Raw genomic sequence first — 24,334 nt, forward strand, 5'->3', positions numbered from 1 at the left:
GGGGGGGGTCTGTCCGCCGGCGCGGGCCTCCCGGGCGGCCGGCCGCGCCCCCCCCCCCCCCCCCCCCCCCTCGACTCTACGGAGAGCAGGCGGGCGCGGCCGGCCGCCATTGCCCGCAATGGGCCGGCACCAGCTGCAGGTGGCTGACCTGGCGCTGGGTGTGCTGCAGCCGCTGCAGGGTCTGCCGGTAGGTGCCGGTGTGGCCGAGCAGCGCGGTGACCAGCCGCGGTGGCGGCACGCCATCGGTGATGGCGGCGCTGGACCAGGCGGCGTCGGCCACCAGGAACACCGGGCGGCCATCGGCCCCTTCGAACAGCAGCCCGTGCTGGCCCACCGCATGGCCGGGCAGCGGCACCGCCAGCAGGCTGCGGTCGCCCAGCACGTCGCGGCCACGGCCGAAGGCATCGAAGGGACGCGGCAGGTCCACCTCCGACAGGCTCTCCAGCCAGCCCATGCGCGGCGCCGCATCGCGGGTCAACGCGGGCAGCAGGCCCACGCTGAGCGCACGCAGGCGCCCGCGCGCGGCCTGGTCCTGCCACGCGGCGCGCGAACACAGCAGCGGCACGCCGGGGAAATCGAGCACGCCACCGACATGGTCACCGTGCAGGTGCGAGAGCACCAGCAGGCCGATGTCGGCCGCGCCGATGCCACGCTGCTGCAGCTGCGCGCGCACGCTCTGGCCCGGGCCCAGGTGCACCGGCGTGACCCAGCGGTACAGGCGCTCGGGGAAGCGCGCGGTGGCCTGCAGGAAGGCGTCCGAATAGCCGGTGTCGAACAGGATGAGGCCGCGCTGCGGATGCCGCAGCAACGCCACCAGCGCCGGGAATTCGCAGCGGTGCCAGCTGGCCCCCTGGCGCACGGCACGCTGCGGGTGCACGCAGTGGCCGGCCTCGATCAGTTCCCACTCAAGCCGTGCCATCGCTGCCCCCCTGCTGCGTCCAGTCGTGTTGTTTCCAGTGCGCGGCGAAGGCCTGCAATGCGGCCTGCACGCCGGTACGCGGGTCGTAGCCGAGGTCGCGCCGCGCCGCGCTGATATCCAAGGTCTGCGAGTAGCCCAGCACGCCCACGCCATAGCGGGTCAGGCGCGGCTCGGGGCGCCCGGGCCGCAGGCGGGCCACGGTCTCGGCCATCCCCGCCGCTGCCAGTGCCAGCGTGCGCGGCACCGTGCGCAGGCGCACCTGCAGGTCCATCGCCTCGAACAGGCCGTTGACCAGCGCATGCACGTGCAGCGGCGTGCCGGCACTGATGTTGTAGGCGCGCCCGCTGCAGCGCGCATCGGCCTGCAGCGCCAAGCCCACCGCCTGCGCTACATCGTCGATGGGGGTGACGTCGATCAGCGCGCGGCCGCCGTGGATCAGCGGGAAACGGCCGCTGGCGGCCACCGCCAGCAGGCGCGGCAGGATCGCGCGGTCGCCCGGCCCGAACACCGCGCGCGGGCGCAGCACCACGGTGTGCAGCCCCTGCCGTGCGGCAGCCGCCACGGCCAGTTCCGATTCCCATTTGCTGCGGGCGTAGTCGGTGATCCAGCGCCGTGGCGGCTGGAAGCGTTCATCCAGACCGTACTGGTCGGCGAAGCGGAAATAGATGCTGGGCGAGCCCAGGTGGACCAGGCGGGCAACACCGGCCGCCTGCGCGGCCTGCAACAGGCGCGTGGTGGCCAGCACGTTCGCCCGCTGGAATGCGGCTGCCGTTCCCCAGGGTTGCGACATCGCCGCACAGTGCACCACCGCATCGCAGTCCTGCAGCAGCGGCACCAGGGCATCCTCGGCAAGATCGGCAGCAGCCACGTCGATACCGCGCGCGGCCAGCGCCTGCAGCCGAAGCGCATCGCGCCCGCTGCCGCGCACCTGCCAGCCCTGTGCCGCCAGCGCCAGCGCGACATGCTGGCCAATGAAGCCGCTGGCGCCGGTGACCAGGACCCTGGCCATCAGTAGCGCAGCACCGCGCCACCCAGCGCCAGGCCGGCGCCGGTACCGATCAGCAGGGCCTGTCCGCCACGCGGCAGGCGGCCGTCGATCAGTGCGTGATGCAGGGCCATCGGCAGCGACGCCGCCAGCTGGTTGCCGTGCTCGCGCAGGATGCGCACCAGCCGCTGCGGCGGCAGGCCCAGCACGCGTTGCAGATGATCCAGCGCCTGGCCGCTTGCCTGGTGCGGCACGATCACATCGCACACGGCCAGGCTGGTGCCGGCGCTGTCCAGCAGATCCTGCAGGAAGCCGGGCAGGCGCCGCGCGGCTTCGCGGTACAAGGCCTTGCCCTGCATCTGGAAATGATGGGCTGCGCGGTAGGCATCCACATCGTCGAACAGGCGCATGCCGGTGCCGCAGGTCGGCACCTGGCACAGTTCGGCACCGTCGCCATAGGTGCGCAGGCGGGTGGCCAGCAGCGCCGAGGCCTGGCCGTCGCCGGCCCGTTCGACCAGCATCGCCACCGCACCATCGCCGAACAGCGGCGCGGTCAGCGGGTCATCCGGGTCGAGCCCGGCACTGGGAATGTCGCTGCAGACGATCAGCACGCGCCGGTAGCGGCCCAGCGCGAGCAGGCTGCCGGCCATTTCCAGCGCCACCACGAAGCCCAGGCAGGTGGCGTTGACGTCGAAGGACGGCACGCCACTGTCGCCCAGGCCGAGGGCGCGCTGCACCAGCACGGCCTGGCAGGGAATGGCCTGCTCCATCACCCCGCAGGCGGAGATGATGCAGTCGATGTCGGTGGTTGCCAGGCCGGCCTGCTGCAGGGCCTGGCGTGCGGCCTGCGCGCCCATCCACGAGGCCCGCTCATCGGCCGCTGCATGGCCGCGGCTGGCCACGCCGCTGTGCCGTTCGACCCAGCCGTCCGGCTTGTTCCAGCGCTGGTCGAAGTGCTGCGACGGCACCCGCAGGCGCGGCAGGCAGGCACCGCTGGCGATGATCCGCAGCGGCAGCGCGGCGGGAGCAGGCAGCTGGGACATCGGCCTCAGCCGTGGCCTGCAGCCACCACCGCCAGGGTCAGCCGCGAGATGCACACCAGCCGGCCCTGTTCGTCTTCGATGCGGATCTCCCACAGCTGCGTGCTGCGGCCCACGTGCACCGCACGCGCAGTGCCGGTGACGGTGCCGCTGCGCACCGCGCGCACGTGGTTGGCGTTGATCTCCAGGCCCACGCAGACCTGCTTGCCGGTATCCACGCAGAGGTTGCCGGCGCTGCTGCCCAGGGTTTCGGCCAGCACCACCGAGGCGCCGCCGTGCAGGATGCCGTACGGCTGGCGGGTGCGTTCGTCGACCGGCATGGTGGCCTGCAGCCAGTCATCACCGGCGGCAGTGAAGGCGATGCCCAGGGTATCGATGGCCGTACCACGGCTGAGCGCATTGAGCTGATCGATGGAAACAGCTTCGCGGAACACCTGGGTCATGCAAGCACCTTCAGAGAATGGGGACGAGGCCGGCGCCGAATGCAGTCAGCATGCGCACCAGCAGCCATTTCGGGCCGACGTTCACTTCGGGGAAGTCACCGACGGGCACGTAGCAGCGATGGAAATCCGGGCTCTGCCGCGGCAGCGGCTGCGGGCAGTCGACGCCGGGCTGGAACTCGTAGTCGGTGGCGTAGCGCCACGGCCAGAAATCGAGGATGGGCAGTGCTTCGGACGCCTTGCCCACGCTATAGTTCAGCCCCGACAGCACCGGCGGCTTGGCGCGCGGCGCCACCGTCCAGGAATTCTGCGGGTGGGTGTCGCGCAGGATGCTCTGCGCCAGCTGCTCGGCGAACACCGGGTCGTCGATGATGACCGCGCCTTCGGTGTTGTAGTTCTCGCTGCGCGGATCGAAGTTGTGGGTGCCGACCACGCCGATGCGGCGGTCGACCACCAGCGACTTCGCATGCAGGCCCATGCGCGCGCCCTTGCGGGTGACCGGCAGCGGCTTGTTGACCGCCTTGCTGCCCAGGAACGAGGGACGCGTTTCGGTACGGAGCAGGCGCGTTTCCACTTCACTGCCGGCGGCACGACGGCGCGCCCGGCTGTTCTCGTAGGCGCTGCCCAGGCGCGGATGCTCCACGGCCGGGCGGGTGCCCTGCCCCTCGCTGCCCGCAGTGGCCGGCGTTGACGGTGCATCGTCGTTGCCACCGCCGGCATTGCTGCCGGCTGCGCTGCCGCCGATCAGCGGATTGCGCCCGCCCGCGTCGCCCCTGGTGCTGCCGCCACTGCCCAGCGGGTCGGGCAGCAGGTTGCGGTAGTCGACCGGCGCATCCAGCGGGAACGGCTTGTACTCGAAGATGTTGAAGCCCAGTTCGCGCATGTTGCGCCGCTTGTACTTGTAGGACAGCGCATACACGATCGGGTTGTCGGTGGCCGCCAGGCTGTTGCTGGACACCACCACGCGCGGCGGCTCGGGACGCTTGCGCAGTTCACGGAACAGCTTCTGCGCCGGCCTGGACAGCACCAGGTAGGGCGTCTGCAGGATCACTTCCTTCTGCGCGCCGGAAATGAGGGCATCCAGCTGAGGCTCGGTGACGTGCTGGCCGGCCAGCGGCGCACTGGCGCGCTCGCGGCGGTGCTTGCGCGGCAGGTCGGCCACATAGCGCACCGAGTGCACCGGCAGCGCGGTGTCGACGAACGAGCGGGTGATGAAGTCGGTGTCGTTGGCTTCCTCGCTGACCCGTTCCACCCGCTCGGGGCGGCGGAACTGTGCCGGCGGCATGGCCGGCACGCCGGCGTTGAGCAGCGTGCGGCCGACATCATTCAGCCGTTCGGCGGGCACGCTGCGCGGCGCGCGCCAGAACGCATCGAAGTTGGCGGCCATCGCCCGCGCTTCCGGCCCGGCGATCAGCACGTCACGGTCGCGGAAGTTGTACTCGCGGTCCCAATCGTAATAGTCGTCCTGGTAGTTGCGGCCGCCGACCACGCCGATCGCATCGTCGATGACCAGCAGCTTGTTGTGCATGCGCTGGTTGAAGCGGCGGAAGCAGCACAGCACGCTGCCGGCATAGTCGAAGTAGTTCAGCCGGGCCTTGCCGAAGGTCGGGTTGTAGACCCGCAGCTGGAAGTTCTGGTGGGCGCCGGACAGGGCGCCGAGGATCTCCAGGTCGGAGATCGCCGACAGCTGGTCGATCAGCACCCGCACCTTCACCCCGCGGCGCGAGGCGGCCAGCAGTTCGTCGATGACCAGCCGGGCACTGTCGTCCTTGTCGAAGATGTAGGTCTGCAGGTCGATGCTGCGGGTGGCACTGCGCAGCAGGTTCAGGCGGGCGACCAGGGCGCCCTCGCCTTCATCGAGCAGGGTGGCGTAGTGCAGCGGCTGCGCCTCGGTCGATTCGCTGAATGCGCGACCGGCCAGGGACCGCAACGGTGAATCCAGCGCGCAGCGGTCAGCGCGCTGGCAGTCGACCTGGGTCGAACGGGCCTGCACGGCGATGGCCTGGGCACGGTCGCGCTCGGCGTTGGACAGCGACGCACAGCCACTGCCCAGCAACACGGTTGCCAGCGCCAGTACACGCAGCAGGAGATTCACGGTTTCGGCGCCTCGCTCAGGCGGGCTCGCAGTACGAAGGTCACTCGGTCACTCAAGGCAAGCTGCCAGCTGTCCATGCCGTACCGGCCTCGTTGCACGGTACCGCGGCTGACGACATCGCAATCATAGCCGGGTCGGGAACATTCCGCCTTCTCCACCCGCAGGGTTTCCGGGTGGCTGACCCCGCGCAGGGTCAGCCGGCCCTGGATGTCACCGCCGTTGCTGACGATTTCCGGCCAGTAAGGCAGTGAATCGAACTCCACCGACGGGTAGCGCACGGCATCAAAGAACTCCGGCCCGCGCATCCAGCCGGTGTAGCGGTCCTTGCCGGGGATCTCCACCGAGCGGGTGAACATCTTCAGGTGTACCTGGTGGCGGCCATCGGACAGCACTTCGACGCGCCCCTCGAAGTGCGGGAACAGGCCCTCGATGCGCTGGCCGAAGCGGGTACGCACCTCGAAGCCGATCCGTGAGCGCTGCAGGTCCATGTGCAGGACGCGCGGCGACTCGGCCGACGCCCGCGCCACCACCGGCGGCAGCGGCGTGGGAGCGGCAGCCCAGGCCGGGCTGCAGACCAGCAGCACCGGCAGCAGGCAGCGGCCGGGCCGTGCCAGGATCATCGACTCACGGCCACCAGAAGGCGTTCAGGCTGGCCACGCCCGGCTCGATCGCCGCCTCGCGCGGGAACCCGAGCACGGCCACGGCCGCCGGCGGCATGCCCCGGTAGTCGCTGCTGGTGCCTTCGGTCATCAGTGCCACCAGCCGTTCCAGGCCGGGGTTGTGGCCGACGATCAGCACCCGGTCGAGGTCGCGGCGCTCATCCACCAGCGCGGCCAGGGTGCCGGGGGTGGCTTCGTAGATGCGGTCTTCCAGCCGCTTCTCGACGTAGCCGATGGCTGCCAGCACCGCTTCCAGGGTCTCGCGGGTACGCCGCGACGGCGAGCACAGCACGCAGTCCGGCAGCAGGTTGTTTTCCTTCATCCACTTGCCGGCTGCCTCGGCTTCGGCAAGACCCACCGGGGACAACGGCCGATCGAGATCGGCCTGGCCGGGGGTGGCCGGTTCGGCATGGGCATGGCGCAGCAGGATCAGTTCACGCATCGCGAGGTTCCATGAAAGTGAGGGTGCAGCACACAGGGTGACGTACGCGTCACAGCTTCAACCAGGCCAGCAGCGGCTCCCAGTCGGCCTGGTGCTCGCGCACCTGGGCGGAGCGGTAATCGAACAGGCTGCGGCCAAGGCCGGTCATCACCACGTAGCTCTGGCTGTCGCGCAGCTGGGCGACCACCGGGTACGGCCATTCGCCCAGCATCTGCAGGGCCTGTTGCGAGGTCTGGGTCCACGGCTTGGTGCGGTTGAGGACCAGGCCCACCGGCAGCTTGCGGCTGTGCACGCGCGGGTTCTGCGCCAGGCTGTTGAGGAAGCCGACGATGGCTTCGATGTCCAGCGCCGAGGGCAGCACCGGCACCACCACGGCATCGGCGGCGTCGAGGAAATGGGGGATATCGTCGGCCAGCGCGCCGGCCGGTGCATCGATGATGACGGTATCGGTCCCGTCGGGCAGCTTCTGCGCCCACTGCTTCCTGCGGTACACGTCGATGGGCAGGACCGCGCTGTCCAGCCCGGCCCGGCGCTGTGCCCAGCGGGTGCTGGAGCCCTGCGGGTCGGCGTCGGCGATCACCGTGGCCTTGCCCTGCAATGCCGCGTATGCGGCCAGGTGGGTGGCGACGGTGGTCTTGCCCACCCCGCCCTTGGAACCGGCCACCAGGATCGTCTTCATGCCAGCCTCGCTTCCGGGTACGTGCCCCGAGCGTACACCGCCGATGGTGACGGAAGGTAGAGACGGCCTGAATCAATCTGCCACGGCTTTGCTATCGTGGCGCCCCCGAAGGATCGAACCGGCATGAGCGAACTGCAGGACCTGAGCGCGTTGATCCGCGCCAATACCCCCCTGATCGTGATCGAGACCCAGGACGAGGCTCGCATCGTCGAACTGTTCCGGCAGACGCTCATGCACGTCTGGCGCGCCCTGCACCGCTGGTCGATCACCGAGGGCCTGCGCCGCATCGACCTGGAACGCGAGGACGATGCGATCGGCCCGCCCGATGCCAGCGCCGCCCTGCAGATGATCCGCCAGGCCGAACAGCGCGGCATCTACCTGCTGCTCGATTTCCACCCCTACCTCGGCTACGCCAGCCACCAGCGTGCGCTGCGCGACCTGATCCAGCGCCGCCACAGCCAGCCGCACGTGCTGGTGCTGATCGGCGCCAAGGTCGAGCTGCCGGCCGAACTGGAAGCGCTGGCGGTGCGGTTCAACCCGCGCCTGCCCGATGCCAACGCCCTGCTGAAGATGCTGCGCGAGGAGGCCGACGCCTATGCCCGAGAGCATGGCGGCCGGCGCGTGGAAGTGGACAGCGAAGCGGTCAAGAAGATCCTGAAGAACCTGCAGGGCCTGAGCCTGGTCGATGCCCGCCGGATCGCCCGCCAGCTGATCTACGCCGATGGCGCGCTGCGCGACGACGACCTGCCGCAGCTGGCGCGGCTGAAGTTCGAGCTGCTCAACCGCAGTGGCCACCTGTTCTTCGAACATGACAGCGCGCGCTTCGGCGACGTGGCCGGCGCCAACCGGCTCAAGCGCTGGATCAACCAGCGCCGGGTGGCCTTCATCGCCGGCTCGGCCCCGGCCGGGCTGGACCCGCCGCGCGGCATGCTGCTGCTGGGCGTGCAGGGCTGTGGCAAGTCGATGCTGGCCAAGGCCACCGCAGCCGGCTTCGGCGTGCCGCTGCTGCGCCTGGACGTGGGCGCGCTGTACAACAAGTACCACGGCGAGACCGAAGCCAACCTGCGCCAGGCCCTGGCCTCGGCCGAGCAGCTGGCCCCGTGCGTGCTGTGGATGGACGAGATCGAGAAGGGCCTGGCCAGTGGTGGCGACGATGGCGGCGTGTCGCGCCGCGTGCTGGGCCACCTGCTGACCTGGATGGCCGAGCGCAAGGCGCCGGTGTTCATCGTGGCCACCGCCAACCAGGTGCACGAGCTGCCGGCCGAGCTGCTGCGCAAGGGCCGTTTCGACGAGATTTTCTTCGTCGACCTGCCGCCGCCGGACGTGCGGGTCGAACTGCTGCGGCTGCACCTGGGCCGGCGCCAGCTCAACGCGGATGATTTCGCCCTGCCGGCGCTGGCAGCGGCGGCGAACGGGTTCTCTGGCGCGGAGATCGAGCAGGCGATCGTGGCGGGGCTGTATTCGGCACATGCCGAGGGGCGGCCGCTGTATACCGAGCTGCTGATGACCGAGATCCGCGCGACGCGGCCGTTGTCGGTGCTGATGGCCGAGCAGGTGGCGGCATTGCGCGAGTGGGCGTCGGGGCGGACGGTTTCCGCGGACGACTGAGGGGGTTGTTTCCAGCCAACGGCGGAGCCCCTCGTGGCTGGCGGTTGGTCGCCAACGGCGGGTCATGCGCGTGGCCGGGCGGGTAGGCCGCGCGGGGGACGCCGTGAATCCGTCCCTGGAGGCTTGTGAGCGCCATCCATGGCGCTCGCACCCCCGCGCAACCTACCCGCCCGACCCCTGACAGTTTCCGTGTGCGGTCAGCCACGGAGAAGAAAAGAAGAGCAAGAGCAGAAGCCGGTCGCTTCGCTCATGTGCCGACCAACGGTCGGCACCCACCAGAGCAGAACCTGGATCGGCACCCACCCACAGCCGCGGGAAACTGTCGAAGGCGGGGTGGGTCCGGTTGAGGGGGTGTGAGCCGCATGGATGCGGCGACCAAGCTTACATGGACGTACTTGCAGCGTCCCCCGCAACCGGACCCACCCCGCCATCCCACGGAAAGCCAGCTTTTGAAGTTGACGTTGATCTGCAGCGGGTGCAGGGCTGCAAGCCCTGCCAATAACCATCACCCCAGTACCCACATCCACGCCGGCAGCGTCACCAGCGACAGCACGATCCCGTACCCCACCAGCGCCGCCGCCAACCGCGGTGCCAGCCGGTGCGAGATCGCCAGCGCGGCCGCGGTGATCATCGTCGGCATCGCAGACTCAAGAATGTTGGCCTTCAACATCAACCCCTGCATGCCCAGCGCCCACGACAGCGGCAACGCCAGCGCCGGCAGCACCAGCAGCTTCAGCAGCAGGCCCACCGCCAGCGGACGCAGCTCTTCGCGGCGCAGGCGCAGCTGGATCGACAGCCCGACCGCCAGCATCACCAGCGGCAGCATCGCGTCGGCCAGCTGCTTCAATGCGGTGCCAATCCACGACGGCGGCTGCGCCGGCATCAGCAGCAGCGCGAACAGCAGCGCCCACAGCGGCGGGAAGCGGCTGATGCGGCCCAGCACCTGCAGTGCCGTCGGCGGGCGGTCGCCGCTGTAACGCGCCAGCACGAGCAGGCCAAAGGTGGACAGCAGCAGGAAGGTGCCGAACTGGTCGTAGACCACCGCATAGGGCAAGGCGGCGTCGCCCAGCAACGCGCGCACCATCGGGTAGCCGATGAAGCTGGAATTGGCCAGCGCCACGCAGATCAGCAGCACCGCGTGCACGTCGCGGGCGAAGCCGAACACGCGGGTGGCCAGGCTGACCAGTGCCCAGGTGGCCAGCATCAGCAGCCACGGCGTGGCCATCAGACCCAGCAGGCTGGCATCCAGCTGCAGGCGCGGCACGTAGGTCAGCACCGCCGCGGGCAGGCAGACGTACAGCACCACTTTGTTGAGCGTCTCGGCGGCGTTGTCCGGCAGCGCGCGCAGGCGGGCAAACAGCATGCCCAGCCCGAGCATGGCAAGGATCAGGGCGAACGCATCGAAGGCCATGGGCGGCTCCCCCTCAGGCACACGCCAGCGACGCGCTTGATTGTGCGATGCAGCACCGCAGGCGGCAAGCGCCTGCGGTCATGCCTCACGGCCAGGCCGGCGGCGCCGAGGCCCAGGCCTGCTGCACTTCCGCCAGGCTGGCGCGCTCGTCATCGCGCCAGGCCGGCAGCAGCTGCGGGTAACGACTGCTGTCGTTCCACTGGGTCGGCTCGGTGCGCACGGCGGCGGCATACCACTTCACCGCTTCCTGCTGCTGGCCGGCCCGCCACAACGCCAGCGCATAGGTGGGCGGAATCCACGCGGCATTGCTGCGCAGGTTGTTGGCCACCGACTGCCATTGTTCCAGCGCGGCCAGCGGCTGGCCCTGGCGCAGCAGATCCCAGCCGTAGTTCCAGCGCACGCTGCGGCCCAGAACACTCTGGATGGGCGCTTCGGCCATGGCTTCGTGATAGAGCTGGCTTCCCACTTCCGCCCGCCCCTGCGCGATGGCCACCGACGCCAGCTGTGCGGTGGCCTCCAGGCTCTTCCGGCCCCGCTCGCGCTGCTTCAACAGCTGCGCGATCAGGTCCTCGCCGGCGCCACTCACCACGATGATCGGTGCGGCGGCAGCATCATTGTCGAAATAGAATTCCTGCGGTGCCGGCAATGCCGGTGCCGCCCATGCGGCGGCCGCGCTCGAGACCAGCAGCACGCCGGCCAGGAACTGTCCTGCAACTGACATCAAATTTCCCCCGGGTTGAAACACCAACCTCCCCTCTCCCCCCGATCCTAACCCCAGCAAGGCCGCCGATGCGAGTGCCGGGCCTTCCGGGCCCCACTGTTACAATTCGCGCCTTCCCCGCCGCGTGCCCGCACGCGGCCGGTGCCAGCCGATCCTACCGGGCCAGCCATGACCAGTACCGCGCAACTCACTTCGCCCTCTTCCGCCGACCTGATCGACCGTGATTACACGCTCGACCACAAGTACACCCGCAACGAGGGGCGGATCTACCTGAGTGGCGTGCAGGCACTGGTCCGGCTGCCGTTGATGCAGCGCCTGCGCGATGCGCACGAAGGCATCGACAGCGCCGGCTTCGTCAGTGGCTACCGCGGCAGCCCGCTGGGTGGCTTCGACCTGGAACTGTGGCGCGCGCGCAAGCACCTGGAAGCGGCGAAGGTGAAGTTCACCCCCGGCCTCAACGAGGACCTGGGCGCCACCATGGTCTGGGGCACGCAGCAGACCAACCTGTTCCCCGGCGCCAACGTGCAGGGCGTGTTCGGCATGTGGTACGGCAAGGGCCCGGGCGTGGACCGCTGCGGCGACGTGTTCAAGCACGCCAATGCCGCCGGTACCTCGCGCCATGGCGGCGTGCTGGCCCTGGCCGCCGATGACCATGCCTGCCGCAGCTCGACCCTCCCGCATGGCAGCGAAGACGAATTCGTCAGCGCGATGATGCCGGTGCTGAACCCGGCCGGCGTGCAGGACATCCTCGACATGGGCCTGCTCGGCTGGGCGATGAGCCGCTATACCGGGCGCTGGGTCGGCTTCAAGACCATTGCCGAGACGGTGGAATCGTCGGCATCCGTCGAGGTCGACCCGCTGGCCAGGCGCATCGTGCTGCCGGAAGACTTCGACATGCCCAGCGGCGGCCTCAATATCCGCTGGCCGGACCCGCCGCTGGACCAGGAGATGCGCCTGCACCGCTATGCGGTGAAGGCCGCGCAGGCCTTTGCCCGCGCCAACGGCATCGACAAGGTGGTGATGGACGCGCCGCGCGCACGGCTGGGCATCGTCACCACCGGCAAGAGCTACCTGGACGTGCTGCAGGCGCTGGAATACCTGGGCCTGGATGAAGCCGCGTGCGCCGACATCGGCATCCGCGTGTACAAGGTCGGCATGACCTGGCCGCTGGAGCCGGAGGGCATCGCCCGCTTCGCGCAGGGCCTGGAAGACATCATCGTGGTGGAGGAGAAGCGTGCCTTCATCGAGCGCCAGATGAAGGAACGGTTCTTCAACTGGCCGGCCAGCTGGGGCCAGCGCCCATCCATCGTCGGCAAGTACGACGAAAGCGGCGAGTGGATCCTGCCGTCCACCGGCGAGCTGACCCCGGCTACCATCGCCGGCGTGATCGGCCGCCGCATCCAGAAGTTCTTCAACAACGAATCGATCGAACAGCGCCTGCAGTGGATGCAGGAAAAGGAAGCCGAGCTTGCGTTGCCGCGCGCCAGCTTCCCGCGCGTGCCGCACTACTGCTCCGGCTGCCCGCACAACACCTCCACCCAGGTGCCGGAAGGCTCGCGGGCACTGGCCGGCATCGGTTGCCATTACATGGTGACCTGGATGGACCGCAGCACCGACACCTTCACCCACATGGGCGGCGAAGGCGTGACGTGGGCCGGGCAGGCGCCGTTCACCGATACCCCGCACGTGTTCCAGAACCTGGGTGACGGCACCTATTTCCACAGCGGCTCGCTGGCGATCCGCCAGGCGGTGGCTGCCGGGGTGAACATCACCTACAAGATCCTCTACAACGATGCGGTGGCAATGACCGGCGGTCAGCCGGTGGACGGCCCGCTGAGCGTACCCGACATCGCCAGGCAGATGCGCGCCGAAGGCATCCACACCATCGTGGTGCTGTCGGACAACATCGGCAAGTGGACCGGCCAGCGCGAGCATTTCCCCAGCGACGTCGAGTTCCACGACCGCAGCGAACTGGACGCCGTGCAGAAGCGCCTGCGCGAAGTGAAGGGTGTTTCGATCCTGATCTACGAACAGACCTGCGCCACCGAAAAGCGTCGCCGCCGCAAGCGCGGCAAGCTGGAAGACCCCCAGAAGCGCGTGCTGATCAATTCGCTGGTCTGCGAAGGCTGCGGCGACTGCGGCAAGAAGAGCTTCTGCGTCTCGGTGCTGCCGAAGGAAACCGAATTCGGGCGCAAGCGCGAGATCGACCAGTCCAACTGCAACAAGGACTATTCCTGCGTGAATGGTTTCTGCCCGAGCTTCGTCACCGTGCATGGTGGCCAGCCGCGCAAGGGCAGCAAGCGCGATGCTTCCACGCTGCTGGACAACCTGCCGGCGCCGACCATCCGCGGCACGCTGGAACAGCCCTGGAACATCCTGATCACCGGCGTCGGCGGTACCGGCGTGGTGACCATCGGCGCCCTGCTGGGCATGGCCGGCCACCTGGAAGGCAAGGGCGCGAGCGTGCTCGACCAGACCGGCCTGGCGCAGAAGGGCGGCGCGGTGACCACGCATATCCGCATCGCCCGTCGCCCGGACGACATCCACGCCGTGCGCATCGCCGCCGGCGAGGCCGACCTGGTGCTGGGCTGCGACATGGTGGTGGTGAACGATTACTGGGCGCTGTCGAAGGTCCGCGCCGGCCGTTCGCAGGTCGTGCTCAACACCTATGAAGCGATGCCGGGTACCTTCACCACGCGCCCGGACATGCAGTTCCCGGCCGCCGACATCGTGGCCGGCGTGCGCGTGGCGCTGGGCGGCCAGGAGCCGCTGCAGCTCGACGCCACCCAGCTGGCCACCGCGCTGCTCGGCGATGCCATTGCCGCCAACCTGTTCATCCTCGGCTACGCGTGGCAGCACGGCCTGGTTCCGCTGTCGTTCGACTCGCTGATGCGTGCCATCGAACTGAACGGTGCCGCCGTGGCGATGAACCAGCAGGCCTTCGCCTGGGGCCGCCTGGCCGTGGTCGACCCGCAGGCCGTGCAGCAGGCCGCCGGCCTGGTGCGCAACCGCCACACCGATACCGAATCCACCCCGGGCCCGCTGCACCCGCTGCCGCCGGGCGAGTGGGAAGGCAACGAATGGGGCGCCACCGCCGCACCGCGCAACACCGCCGACGAACGCGAACTGCGCGGCCTGCCCTCGCATGGTGGCGAGGTGGCCTTCCTGCCGCTGGACGACGCGCGCCTGTCGCGTTCGCTGGATGAAATGATCGAGCGCCGCGCCACATTCCTGGTCGAGTACCAGGACGCCGCCTACGCCAACCGCTACCGCAGCCTGGTCGAACGCGTACGTGCGGCCGAAGCCGAACGCATCGGCGGCTCCACCGCGCTGACCGAAACCGTGGCCCGCTACCTGTTCAAGCTGATGGCCTACAAGGACGAGTACGAAGTGGCCCGCCTGTACACCAGCGGCGATTTCCAGCGCCGCCTGCAGCAGCAGTTCGAGGGCGATTACCAGCTGCGCTTCCACCTCGCGCCGCCGCTGTTCGCGAAGAAGGACGAGCAGGGCCGCCTGCTGAAGAAGGAATACGGCCCGTGGATGTTCAAGGCCTTCGGCCTGCTGGCCAAGCTGAAGTTCCTGCGCGGCGGCCGCCTGGATGTGTTCGGTCGCACTGAAGAGCGGCGCATGGAGCGCCAGCTGATCGCCGATTACGAAGCCACCGTGCAGCAGCTGCTGGAAGGCCTGGAAGACGGCCGCCTGGCTCTGGCCGTGGAAATCGCCAGCGTGCCCGAGCACATCCGCGGCTTCGGCCACGTCAAGGAAGCGCACTACGAACAGGCCAAGGCACGCGAGGCCGCGCTGCTGGCGCAGTGGCGCAACCCGAAGGCGCTGCACATCGTGCAGGTGGCTTGACCGTCAGCAGAGCCCGATCGGCCATTGGCCGACTGCCCGGGGGGGTTCGCGCCAGAAACGCTGGCGATCAATGCCAGCCAACGTCGACACTTCAGAATTTGTTGTCGTTCAATGACATTTTTAGAATGTTATCGAACGGCGACTTTTGATTAAATGTTGCCGAGCGCATACATTGGACGTATGGACGTCCTGCGAACTTCCCGAGACTTGGGCGTGGTCATCCGCCAGCGTCGCAAAGCACTGCGTTGGGATCAGGCCCAACTGGCCGAACGCGTAGGCGTCAGTCGGCAATGGGTCATCGAAATGGAGAAGGGCAAGCCACGGGTGGAGCTGCAACTGGTGCTGCGTACGCTCAACGTCCTCGGCCTGATACTGGCTACGGGCACCGTCGAGGGAATGGCCTCCCCTGCTGCATCGTCGGAAATGCCTCTGGAACTGCCTGATATCGACACTATCGTGGATGGCAACGGCTGCGCCCGGATGAGCACCGCGCGACTGCCATGACGTTGGGGCGTAGAAAGCCCCACAAGGCCGTCTGACATCCCCTTCCTCCCGGACATCGTGCCTCCTGCATGGATCTCAACGTACTCCTTTCCAACAGACTGGCTGGATACCTGGGACAGGATGCAAATGGCCATCCCACATTCCGGTACGCAGACAGTTGGCGCCAGACGCCGGGCGCCTATCCCTTGTCACTTGCACTTCCATTGACAGAGAACAGCGCGCCCGCTGCCACGCTCTCTGCGGTCCTGTGGGGTCTGCTTCCCGATAACGAGGCCCTCCTGCAGCGATGGGCTTCCCGGTTCCACGTTTCGTCCCGGAACCCGGTCGCGTTGCTGTCACATGTCGGTGAAGACTGTGCCGGTGCGGTCCAGTTCGTAAGAAGCGAACGGCTCGCCGCAGTACTTGCCGGTGAGGACGATCGGCAGGAGCCGCTGTCCTTCCATGAGGTCGCCCAGCGCCTTCAGCGGATCCGGGTGGACCAGATTGCAGCGCGGCAACCTGATGATGTCGGCCAGTTCAGCCTGGCCGGCGCGCAGCCCAAGATCGCCCTGATGCAACGCGACGATGGGGGTTGGGCAATTCCGGCCGGTCGCATCCCCACCACGCATATCCTCAAACCCCCCAGTGGCGACTACGACGGATTCGTGGAGAACGAGGTCTTCTGTCTGCGCCTGGCCAGTCAACTCGGCATGTCGGCTGCGTCCACTGAAATGATCTGCATGGAGGATGCACAGGCCATTGCGGTGACGCGCTTCGACCGCGTACGAACAGCGCACGGTTGGCAACGCGTTCACCAGGAAGACTTCTTCCAAGCGCTGGGTGTCATGCCACACATCAAGTACCAGAATCAGGGCGGACCGGGGCCGGCCGATCTGGCGCGCGTGCTTTGGGAACATTCCAGCAAGCCGCGAGCGGATGTCGAAAGACTGCTGCAGGCACTGCAGTTCAACTATCTGATAGGCGGCACTGACGCGCATGCCAAGAACTATTCGCTGCTGATCGGCGCACAAGGAAACGTTCGCCTTGCCCCGCTGTATGACATCTCAAGTGCACTGCCCTATGCACATCTGCAGCAACGCAAGATCAAGATGGCCATGAAGATCGGCAGTCATTACCGCTGGTGGGATGTCCGCTTGGCGGATTGGGAGGCCACCGCTGATGGAATGAAACTGGACCCGCAGAAAGCGCTGTCGGGCCTGTTCGAAATGGCAACAGAGCTTCCCGGCATCGCCCGGGCGTTGCTTGCGGGACTGCAGGCAGAGGGCATGCGCCATCCGGTTCTGGAACGTCTAGCGGACGGCATCAGCGCAAGCTGCCAGCGCTGCCTGCGGCAATTCGAACAATCCGCTACCTGATTAGCCCAAACGCCACAGCAGCAGGCGGTTGTTGGCCGGCATCGCCACGTCGCGCACGCGGGTGAAGCCGTTGTACTCGGCCAGCGTCTGCACGGCTTCCGCGTCGCGGATGCCGCTGTGCGGGTCACGTGCCTGCAGCCAGCCATCAAACTGCGCGTTGCTGTCGCTGGTGTAGCGGCCGCCGTAGTTGAACGGGCCGTAGACCGCCAGCAGCGCACCGTGGCGCAACAGCCGCGGCAGTGCAGCGAACAGCGCCTGCACGTGCTCCCAGCTCATGATGTGCAGGGTATTGGCAGTGAATGCCGCATCGAACGTGCTGCCCTCGGGCAGCGTCAGGCCCGGGGCCGGTGGCAGTTCCACCTGCAGCGCCACGGGCGGCAGCAGATTGAGCAGCGCCGCCTCGGCGCGCCAGGCCTCGATGCCGGGCAGGTGGTCCGGGTGGTCGCTGGGCTGCCAGCGCAGCCACGGCCAGCGCTCGGCGAAGAAGGCCGCGTGCTGGCCGGTGCCGCTGCCGATTTCCAGCACCCGATGCCGGTCGCCCATCCATGGGTCGAGCGCGGCCGCGATCGGTTCGCGGTTGCGTTCGCAGGCTTCTGAATACGGCTTGCTCGACATCGGGGAACGTCCGGGCGGGGTCGCCCCATTGTGCACGAGGGGGGTGTTCTGGGCAGGGCTTGCAGCCCTGCACCTGCTTCAAGCCACAGCAACGGCAACAGCCACGTCAAGTTCAAAAGCGGCTTTCCGTAGGATGGCGGGGTGGGTCCGGTTGAGGGGGACGGCGTGAATCCGTCCATGGAGGCTCGGTCGCGCCATCCATGGCGCTCACGCCCCCTCAACCGGACCCACCCCGCCTTTGACAGTTTCCTGCGGTCTGTTGGAACGGCTCTTGGGGTCATTTCGATATCTGACAGATGTGTCGACCAAGGTCGACACCTACCAACAGCCGCAGAGATCTGTCAGCGGCGGGGGGGGGGGGGGGGGGGGGGGGGGGGGGGGGGGGGGGGGGGGGGGGTTGGGGGGGGGGGGGGGGGGGCGCGCCCCCCCCCCCCCCCGCCCCGCCATCCCACGGATAGCCTGCTTTTGAATTTGACGTTGCCGTGGTTTGAAGCAGGTGCAGGGCTGCAAGCCCTGCCGAAACCCTCCCCTACCATGACTGCAGTCACTTGCCCGATCGCCCCGCGCTGGCGAAAGTCGGATAGTTGATGTGATCGGAGTGGTCCTTTGCCCTCCGCACAGGTGTGAAAGAGAGAGAGACGCTGTGCAACGACGTGAGTTCCTGGCGTATTCCGGTCTGGGCCTTGCCGGCCTGGTGCTGCCGCATTCGCGGCTGATCGCGGCCGAGCAGCTGCTCGCACCGGTGGATACCGCCCAGCGCCGGCGCCTGGCCGAGGTCGCCCTCGCCGCCGCACGCACGGCCAAGGCCAGCTACTGCGACGTGCGCATCGGCCGCTACCTCAACCAGTCGGTCATCACCCGCGAACACCAGGTCGGCAACGTGACCAACCGCGAGTCGTCCGGCGTGGGCGTGCGGGTCCTGGTCAACGGCGCCTGGGGCTTTGCCGCGACCCACCAGCAGACCGAGGCGGCCGTGCGCGGCGCGGTGGAGCAGGCTACGGCCATCGCCCGCGCCAACGCCAGCATCCAGACCCGGCCGGTGCAGCTGGCGCCGACGCCAGCGGTCGGTGAGGTGCGCTGGCAGACGCCGGTGCGCAAGAACGCCATGGAAGTGCCGGTCCAGGACAAGATCGAACTGCTGCTGGCGCTCAACGGCGCCGCGCTCGATGCCGGCGCCGACTTCATCAATTCCACCCTGTTCCTGGTCAACGAGCAGAAGTACTTCGCCTCCAGCGATGGCTCCTTCATTGACCAGGACATCCACCGCATCTGGCTGCCGTTCACCGCTACCGCCATCGACAAGGCCAGCGGCAAGTTCCGCACCCGTGCCGGGCTGTCCTCGCCGATGGGCATGGGCTATGAGTTCCTCGATGGCGATGCGCGCGGCAAGGTACAGCTGCCCGGCGGCATCACCGCCTACCGCGATTCCTACGATCCGGTCGAGGACGCCATCGCCGCCGCCCGCCATGCGCGCGAGAAGCTGAAGGCGCCCTCGGTGAAGCCCGGCAAGTACGACCTGGTGCTGGACCCGTCCAACCTGTTCCTGACCATCCACGAGAACGTCGGCCACCCGCTGGAACTGGACCGCGTGCTTGGCTACGAGGCCAACTACGCCGGCACCAGCTTCGCCACCCTGGACAAGCGCGATGCCGGGTTCCGCTGGGGCAGCGACCTCGTCACCTTCTTCGCCGACAAGACCCAGCCGGGCAGCCTCGGCGCGGTCGGCTACGACGATGAAGGGGTGAAGACCCAGCGCTGGGACCTGGTGCGCGATGGCGTGCTGGTCGATTACCAGGCGACCCGCGATGAGGCCCACATCCTCGGTCGCGACGCCTCGCATGGCTGCAGCTATGCCGATTCCTGGTCCAGCGTGCAGTTCCAGCGCATGGCCAATGTCTCGCTGGCACCGGGCAAGGCGCCGCTGAGCGTGGATGACATGATCAAGGACGTGGAGAACGGCATCTGGATCCACGGCCGCGGCTCCTATTCCATCGACCAGCAGCGCTACAACGCGCAGTTCGGCGGCCAGCTCTACTACCAGATCAAGGACGGCAGGATCGCCGGCATGGTCGAGGACGCGGCCTACCAGATCCGCACGCCGGAGTTCTGGAACGCCTGCATCGCGATCTGCGACCAGCGCGACTTCCGCCTCGGCGGTTCCTTCTTCGACGGCAAGGGCCAGCCCGCGCAGGTATCGGCGGTCTCGCACGGGTCGTCCACCACCCGCTTCAACGGCATCAACATCATCAACACCGCGCGCAGTCTCGGCGCCTGAGTCGTCCCATCCTTCGACGTGGAGAGCTGCCTTGCAGAGACGTGACTTCCTCGCCCTGACCGGGCTTACCGCGGGCGGCCTGATGGTGCCGTCGTTCTTCGGCAAGGCGATCGCCGCCGAGCAGCTGCAGTCCAGCCTCGACCTGGGGCTGAAGAAGCGCCTGGCCGATGCCGCGCTGCAGGCCGCCCGCAGCGCCGGCGCCACCTACTGCGATGTGCGCATCGGCCGCTACCTGCGGCAGTTCGTCATCACCCGCGAGGACAAGGTGCAGAACGTGGTGAACACCGAGTCCACCGGCGTCGGCATCCGCGTGATCGTCAACGGCGCCTGGGGCTTCGCCGCCACCAATGCGCTGGGCACCGCCGACGTGGCCCGTGCCGCGCAGCAGGCCGCCGCGATTGCCAGGGCCAACGCTGGCGTACAGACCGCACCGGTGCAGCTGGCCAAGACACCGGGCGTGGGTGAAGTGAGCTGGCGCACGCCGATCCGCAAGAACGCCATGGACGTGCCGATCAAGGAAAAGGTCGACCTGCTGCTGGACGTCAACGCCGCCGCGATGGGCGCCGGTGCCAGCTTCGTCAATTCGATGCTGTTCCTGGTCAACGAGCAGAAGTACTTCGCCTCCACCGATGGCTCCTACATCGACCAGGACGTGCACCGCATCTGGGCGCCGATGACGGTCACCGCCATCGACAAGGCCAGCGGCAAGTTCCGCACCCGCGAAGGCCTGTCCGCGCCGATGGGCCTGGGCTACGAGTACCTGGACGGCGCCGCAGCCGGCAAGGTGCTCACCCCCAATGGGGTGGTGAACTACGGCTCCTCCTACGACATGAAGGAAGACGCCATCGCTGCGGCAGAGCAGGCGCAGGAGAAGCTGAAGGCACCCTCGGTGAAGCCCGGCAAGTACGACCTGATCCTCGATCCGTCGCACACCTGGCTGACCATCCACGAGTCGATCGGCCACCCGCTCGAACTCGACCGCGTGCTCGGCTACGAAGCCAACTACGCCGGTACCAGCTTCGCCACCCTGGACAAGCGCGAGCAGCATTTCCAGTACGGCAGCGAGCACGTCAACATCTTCGCCGACAAGACCCAGCCGGGCAGCCTCGGCGCGGTGGCGTACGACGATGAAGGCGTCAAGTGCAAGCGCTGGGACCTGATCAGCAACGGCAAGCTGGTCGACTACCAGACCATCCGCGACCAGGCCCACATCCTTGGCAAGACTGAGTCGGACGGCTGCTGCTACGCCGATTCCTGGTCCAGCGTGCAGTTCCAGCGTATGGCCAACGTGTCGATGGCGCCGGGCAAGACCCCGCTCAGCGTCCCGGACATGATCAAGGACGTCGAGAACGGTATCTACATCATCGGCGACGGCTCGTTCTCCATTGACCAGCAGCGCTACAACGCGCAGTTCGGCGGCCAGCTGTTCTACGAGATCAAGAACGGCAGGATCACCCGCATGCTGGAAGACGTGGCCTACCAGATCCGCACGCCGGAGTTCTGGAACGCCTGCACCGCCGTAGCCGACGAGCGCGACTACCGCCTGGGCGGTTCGTTCTTCGACGGCAAGGGCCAGCCGGGCCAGGTCTCGGCGGTCTCGCATGGCTCGTCCACCGCGCGCTTCAACGGCATCAACGTCATCAACACCGCACGCAGCCTCGGCTGACCGGTCAGGAGCCCTTACACCATGAGTATCTTCACCGAAGCCCAGGCCAAGGCCATCCTCGACAAGGTCATCGCCCTGTCCAAGGCCGATGAGTGCACCGCCGTGCTGGCCGGTTCCATCAGCGGCAACATCCGTTTCGCGCTGAACAACGTCTCCACCAGCGGCATCGTCGACAACACCGAGCTGGCCGTCACCGTGGCCTTCGGCAAGCGCGTGGGCACCGCCTCGATCAACGAGTTCGACGATGCCGCGCTGGAACGCGTGGTCCGCCGCGCCGAGGACCTGGCCCGCCTGGCTCCGGAGAACCCGGAGTTCATGCCGGCCATCGGCAAGCAGAGCTACCGTCCCAGCCCGACCTTCAGCGAATCCACCGCCGCGATTGATCCGGCATTCCGCGCCAAGGTCGCCGCCGATTCCATCGCGCCGTGCCGGGGCAACGGCCTGATCGCCGCCGGTTTCCTCGAAGATGGCCAGGGATTCCAGGCCACCGCCAACAGCAACGGCAACTTCGCCTACCAGCGCACCACCAGCTTCGACTACACCTGCACCGTGCGCACCGAAGATGGCCGCGGTTCGGGCTGGGTCGGCCGCAACCTGAAGGATGCGGCGGACTTCAAGGCCGACCAGGACGTCCGCATCGCCATGCGCAAGGCTACCGAATCGGCCGAAGCCAAGGCGCTGGAACCGGGCAAATACACGGTGATCCTGGAGCCGGCGGCCGCCGCGGGCCTGATCAGCTTCATGATGAACTTCTTCAGCGCGCGCTCGGCCGATGAAGGCCGCAGCTTCCTGTCGAAGAAGGGCGGCGGCAACAAGCTGGGCGAGCAGGTCTACGACCCGCGCGTGAGCATGTACGCCGATCCGTGGCATCCCGACGCACCGGTGCTGCCGTGGGATGGCGAGGGCATGCCGCGCGAGCGCATGGCCATCATCGAGAACGGCAAGGTCGCCAACCTGGACTACTCGCGCTTCTGGGCACAGAAGCAGGGCAAGACCGCCAAGGCGACGCCGGGCAACCTGCTGATGAGCGGCGGCGACAAGAGCACCGCCGATCTGGTGCGCGGCACCCAGAAGGGCATCCTGGTCACCCGCACCTGGTACATCCGCATGGTCGACCCGCAGACCGTGCTGCTGACCGGCCTGACCCGCGATGGCACCTTCTACATCGAGAACGGCCAGATCAAGCACCCGGTGAAGAATTTCCGCTTCAACGAATCGCCGGTGATCATGCTCAACAACATCGAAGAACTGGGCCGGCCGGTGCGCGTGGCCGGTGATGAATCCAGCTTCGTGATGATGATCCCGCCGATGAAGCTGCGCGATTTCACCTTCACCTCGTTGTCCGACGCGGTCTGATGGATCGGCGGGCCTGCCTGCGCTGGTTGGCCGCTGCCGCTTCGGCGGCGGCGCTGCCGGCCTTCGCGCAGGCAGGCCCGCGCAGTTCGCGTTACGACTTCTGGTTCACCCGCCTGCAGTACGACTCCGGCGACTGGGACGTGGACGCACGCATGCCGTCCAACCTGATCACCTCGCTGATCGACTACACCTCGCTGCGCGTCGACCCGCAGGAACACGTGGTGGCCCTGGCCGACCCGCGCATGCTGGAAGCGCCGTTCTGCTACCTGGCCGGGCACACGCTGGTGGAGTTCAACGCCGCCGAGCGGCAGAACTTCGTGCGCTACGTGCGCAACGGCGGCTTCGTCTTCGTCGACGACTGCAACCATGACATCGACGGCCTGTTCGCCACCTCGTTCGAGGCGCAGATGGGTCGACTGTTCGGGGCCAGGGCTCTGCAGAAGCTGCCCAACAGCCATCCGCTGTACCGCAGCTTCTTCCGCTTCCCCGACGGCCCGCCCGCCACCGGCTTCGAGCTCAACGGCTGGGGCGATGACCTCGTGCACGACTACCTGAAGGGCATCGAGGTCGATGGCCGCCTGGGCCTGCTCTACAGCAACAAGGATTACGGCTGCGAGTGGGACTACGACTGGCGCAACAAGCGCTTCCTGGCCGAAGACAACACCCGCTTCGGCGTCAACATCGTGATGTACGCGTTGAACAATTGAACGGACCACCGCCATGACCTCCCTCGATCTCGATTCCCTGCTGCCGCGCCTGGATGGGCTGCGCAGCGCCCTGGCCCGCGCCGTGGTCGGCCAGCACACGGTGGTCGAGCAGCTGCTGATCGGCCTGCTGGCCGGCGGCCACTGCCTGCTGGAAGGTGCGCCCGGCCTGGGCAAAACCCTGCTGGTGCGCTCGCTCGGGCAGGCGCTGGAGCTGCAGTTCCGGCGCGTGCAGTTCACTCCTGACCTGATGCCCAGCGACATCCTCGGCACCGAGCTGCTGGAAGAAGACCACGGCACCGGCCATCGCCATTTCCGCTTCCAGCAGGGCCCGATCTTCACGAACCTGCTGCTGGCCGACGAACTGAACCGCACCCCGCCCAAGACCCAGGCCGCACTGCTGGAAGCGATGCAGGAGCGCACGGTCAGCCATGCGGGCACCACGCGCGAGCTGCCCGCGCCGTTCTTCGTGCTGGCCACGCAGAACCCGATCGAGCAGGCCGGCACCTACCCACTGCCGGAAGCGCAGCTGGACCGTTTCCTGCTGCACGTGCTGGTGGACTACCCCAGCGAAGACGAAGAGCGCCGCATCATCGAACAGACCACCGGCGGTGCCACCGAAGCGGTGCCGAAGGTGATGGACGCCGAAGCGGTGATCGCGCTGCAGGATGCGGTGCGCCAGGTACATGTCAGCCCCGATGTGCTGGCCTGGATTACCCGACTGGTGCGCGCCAGCCGACCCGGCGAGGGCGCACCGGCCGCGATCAACCAATGGGTGAAGTGGGGTGCCGGCCCGCGTGCCGGGCAGTCGCTGGTGCTGGCCGCCAAGGCGCGTGCACTGCTGCAGGGCCGCTTCGCCGCTACCCGCGAGGATGTGCAGGCGCTGGCTGCACCGGTGATGCGCCATCGCCTGCTGCTGTCCTTTGCTGCCGAGGCCGAACAGAAGCGCGCCGACGACGTGGTCGCGGCGCTGCTGCAGGCCGTGCCCTTCCCGGGTTGAAGCAC

General features: G+C 68.0%; 20 protein-coding genes. 9 read left to right on the top strand and 11 right to left on the bottom strand.

Annotated elements, in window-relative coordinates; all coding sequences use genetic code 11:
• Positions 1-76: 76 nt before the first annotated feature.
• The 8 genes from FJU31_RS10330 to FJU31_RS10365 are packed head-to-tail and all read right to left on the bottom strand — an operon-like array spanning position 77 to position 7,259.
• Positions 77-919, bottom strand: a complete 843-nt coding sequence (locus FJU31_RS10330) for an MBL fold metallo-hydrolase (protein ID WP_150454671.1) — start codon at positions 917-919, stop codon at positions 77-79.
• Positions 906-1,928, bottom strand: coding sequence for an NAD-dependent epimerase/dehydratase family protein (locus FJU31_RS10335; RefSeq protein WP_150454672.1), 1,023 nt, complete (start codon positions 1,926-1,928; stop codon positions 906-908). Before FJU31_RS10335 ends, FJU31_RS10330 begins: the two co-directional genes overlap by 14 nt.
• Entirely contained in the window at positions 1,928-2,947 is a 1,020-nt protein-coding gene (locus tag FJU31_RS10340) for a 3-oxoacyl-[acyl-carrier-protein] synthase III C-terminal domain-containing protein (protein WP_150454673.1), read from the bottom strand. The genes FJU31_RS10335 and FJU31_RS10340 overlap by 1 nt, the downstream gene beginning before the upstream one ends.
• A gap of 5 nt (positions 2,948-2,952) precedes the next feature.
• A complete protein-coding gene (locus FJU31_RS10345; RefSeq protein ID WP_108767261.1) occupies positions 2,953-3,387 on the bottom strand; it encodes a hotdog fold thioesterase in 435 nt (144 codons plus the stop codon).
• A gap of 10 nt (positions 3,388-3,397) precedes the next feature.
• Positions 3,398-5,479, bottom strand: a complete 2,082-nt coding sequence (locus FJU31_RS10350; protein WP_150454674.1) for a phospholipase D family protein — start codon at positions 5,477-5,479, stop codon at positions 3,398-3,400.
• Positions 5,476-6,099 (bottom strand): YceI family protein, encoded by a 624-nt coding sequence (locus FJU31_RS10355; protein ID WP_150454675.1) that lies wholly within the window; start codon positions 6,097-6,099, stop codon positions 5,476-5,478. The genes FJU31_RS10350 and FJU31_RS10355 overlap by 4 nt, the downstream gene beginning before the upstream one ends.
• 4 nt (positions 6,100-6,103) lie before the next feature.
• Positions 6,104-6,580, bottom strand: a complete 477-nt coding sequence (locus tag FJU31_RS10360) for a SixA phosphatase family protein (protein ID WP_108767258.1) — start codon at positions 6,578-6,580, stop codon at positions 6,104-6,106.
• Between the two features lie 49 nt (positions 6,581-6,629).
• Entirely contained in the window at positions 6,630-7,259 is a 630-nt protein-coding gene (locus tag FJU31_RS10365; protein ID WP_108767257.1) for a ParA family protein, read from the bottom strand.
• Positions 7,260-7,382: 123 nt separating this feature from the next.
• On the opposite strand from FJU31_RS10365, the gene FJU31_RS10370 reads away from it, so the two are divergent.
• Entirely contained in the window at positions 7,383-8,867 is a 1,485-nt protein-coding gene (locus FJU31_RS10370) for an AAA family ATPase (protein WP_150454676.1), read from the top strand.
• A 505-nt stretch (positions 8,868-9,372) separates the two neighbouring features.
• Here FJU31_RS10370 and FJU31_RS10375 read toward each other — a convergent pair.
• The gene (locus tag FJU31_RS10375) at positions 9,373-10,278 is read right to left on the bottom strand and encodes an AEC family transporter (protein ID WP_150454677.1); all 906 of its coding nucleotides are present in this window, start codon (positions 10,276-10,278) and stop codon (positions 9,373-9,375) included.
• Between the two features lie 85 nt (positions 10,279-10,363).
• Positions 10,364-10,999, bottom strand: coding sequence for a tetratricopeptide repeat protein (locus FJU31_RS10380; RefSeq protein ID WP_150454678.1), 636 nt, complete (start codon positions 10,997-10,999; stop codon positions 10,364-10,366).
• Between the two features lie 168 nt (positions 11,000-11,167).
• On the opposite strand from FJU31_RS10380, the gene FJU31_RS10385 reads away from it, so the two are divergent.
• From FJU31_RS10385 to FJU31_RS10395, 3 genes are all read left to right on the top strand, one after another.
• The gene (locus tag FJU31_RS10385; RefSeq protein WP_150454679.1) at positions 11,168-14,854 is read left to right on the top strand and encodes an indolepyruvate ferredoxin oxidoreductase family protein; all 3,687 of its coding nucleotides are present in this window, start codon (positions 11,168-11,170) and stop codon (positions 14,852-14,854) included.
• 213 nt (positions 14,855-15,067) lie between these two features.
• The gene (locus tag FJU31_RS10390; protein ID WP_246161285.1) at positions 15,068-15,358 is read left to right on the top strand and encodes a helix-turn-helix domain-containing protein; all 291 of its coding nucleotides are present in this window, start codon (positions 15,068-15,070) and stop codon (positions 15,356-15,358) included.
• Positions 15,359-15,426: 68 nt separating this feature from the next.
• Positions 15,427-16,713, top strand: a complete 1,287-nt coding sequence (locus FJU31_RS10395; RefSeq protein ID WP_150454681.1) for a type II toxin-antitoxin system HipA family toxin — start codon at positions 15,427-15,429, stop codon at positions 16,711-16,713.
• Here FJU31_RS10395 and FJU31_RS10400 read toward each other — a convergent pair whose 3' ends face one another.
• Positions 16,714-17,328 (bottom strand): DUF938 domain-containing protein, encoded by a 615-nt coding sequence (locus FJU31_RS10400; RefSeq protein ID WP_150454682.1) that lies wholly within the window; start codon positions 17,326-17,328, stop codon positions 16,714-16,716.
• Positions 17,329-17,971: 643 nt separating this feature from the next.
• On the opposite strand from FJU31_RS10400, the gene FJU31_RS10405 reads away from it, so the two are divergent.
• From FJU31_RS10405 to FJU31_RS10425, 5 genes are read left to right on the top strand one after another with little or no spacing between them, the layout of a single operon-like run.
• A complete protein-coding gene (locus FJU31_RS10405) occupies positions 17,972-19,603 on the top strand; it encodes a TldD/PmbA family protein (RefSeq protein ID WP_188115483.1) in 1,632 nt (543 codons plus the stop codon).
• Between the two features lie 31 nt (positions 19,604-19,634).
• The gene (locus tag FJU31_RS10410; RefSeq protein WP_188115484.1) at positions 19,635-21,269 is read left to right on the top strand and encodes a TldD/PmbA family protein; all 1,635 of its coding nucleotides are present in this window, start codon (positions 19,635-19,637) and stop codon (positions 21,267-21,269) included.
• Positions 21,270-21,290: 21 nt separating this feature from the next.
• Entirely contained in the window at positions 21,291-22,625 is a 1,335-nt protein-coding gene (locus FJU31_RS10415) for a TldD/PmbA family protein (RefSeq protein WP_150454683.1), read from the top strand.
• Complete coding sequence (locus FJU31_RS10420; RefSeq protein ID WP_150454684.1) at positions 22,625-23,332, top strand: DUF4159 domain-containing protein; 708 nt, start codon at positions 22,625-22,627, stop codon at positions 23,330-23,332. The genes FJU31_RS10415 and FJU31_RS10420 overlap by 1 nt, the downstream gene beginning before the upstream one ends.
• 13 nt (positions 23,333-23,345) lie before the next feature.
• Positions 23,346-24,329, top strand: a complete 984-nt coding sequence (locus tag FJU31_RS10425) for an AAA family ATPase (protein ID WP_150454685.1) — start codon at positions 23,346-23,348, stop codon at positions 24,327-24,329.
• Positions 24,330-24,334 lie beyond the last annotated feature (5 nt).

Origin of the sequence: Stenotrophomonas cyclobalanopsidis (assembly GCF_008710035.1) — a bacterium.
In the GTDB taxonomy this organism is placed as follows: Bacteria; Pseudomonadota; Gammaproteobacteria; order Xanthomonadales; family Xanthomonadaceae; genus Stenotrophomonas; species Stenotrophomonas cyclobalanopsidis.

Excerpts from the sequence above, each read along its gene's own strand:
- FJU31_RS10330 (WP_150454671.1), bottom strand. The coding sequence starts at position 919 with ATGGCACGGCTTGAGTGGGAACTGATCGAGGCCGGCCACTGCGTGCAC.
- FJU31_RS10335 (WP_150454672.1), bottom strand. The coding sequence starts at position 1,928 with ATGGCCAGGGTCCTGGTCACCGGCGCCAGCGGCTTCATTGGCCAGCAT.
- FJU31_RS10340 (WP_150454673.1), bottom strand. The coding sequence starts at position 2,947 with ATGTCCCAGCTGCCTGCTCCCGCCGCGCTGCCGCTGCGGATCATCGCC.
- FJU31_RS10345 (WP_108767261.1), bottom strand. The coding sequence starts at position 3,387 with ATGACCCAGGTGTTCCGCGAAGCTGTTTCCATCGATCAGCTCAATGCG.
- FJU31_RS10355 (WP_150454675.1), bottom strand. The coding sequence starts at position 6,099 with ATGATCCTGGCACGGCCCGGCCGCTGCCTGCTGCCGGTGCTGCTGGTC.
- FJU31_RS10360 (WP_108767258.1), bottom strand. The coding sequence starts at position 6,580 with ATGCGTGAACTGATCCTGCTGCGCCATGCCCATGCCGAACCGGCCACC.
- FJU31_RS10365 (WP_108767257.1), bottom strand. The coding sequence starts at position 7,259 with ATGAAGACGATCCTGGTGGCCGGTTCCAAGGGCGGGGTGGGCAAGACC.
- FJU31_RS10370 (WP_150454676.1), top strand. The coding sequence starts at position 7,383 with ATGAGCGAACTGCAGGACCTGAGCGCGTTGATCCGCGCCAATACCCCC.
- FJU31_RS10375 (WP_150454677.1), bottom strand. The coding sequence starts at position 10,278 with ATGGCCTTCGATGCGTTCGCCCTGATCCTTGCCATGCTCGGGCTGGGC.
- FJU31_RS10380 (WP_150454678.1), bottom strand. The coding sequence starts at position 10,999 with ATGTCAGTTGCAGGACAGTTCCTGGCCGGCGTGCTGCTGGTCTCGAGC.
- FJU31_RS10385 (WP_150454679.1), top strand. The coding sequence starts at position 11,168 with ATGACCAGTACCGCGCAACTCACTTCGCCCTCTTCCGCCGACCTGATC.
- FJU31_RS10395 (WP_150454681.1), top strand. The coding sequence starts at position 15,427 with ATGGATCTCAACGTACTCCTTTCCAACAGACTGGCTGGATACCTGGGA.
- FJU31_RS10400 (WP_150454682.1), bottom strand. The coding sequence starts at position 17,328 with ATGTCGAGCAAGCCGTATTCAGAAGCCTGCGAACGCAACCGCGAACCG.
- FJU31_RS10415 (WP_150454683.1), top strand. The coding sequence starts at position 21,291 with ATGAGTATCTTCACCGAAGCCCAGGCCAAGGCCATCCTCGACAAGGTC.
- FJU31_RS10420 (WP_150454684.1), top strand. The coding sequence starts at position 22,625 with ATGGATCGGCGGGCCTGCCTGCGCTGGTTGGCCGCTGCCGCTTCGGCG.
- FJU31_RS10425 (WP_150454685.1), top strand. The coding sequence starts at position 23,346 with ATGACCTCCCTCGATCTCGATTCCCTGCTGCCGCGCCTGGATGGGCTG.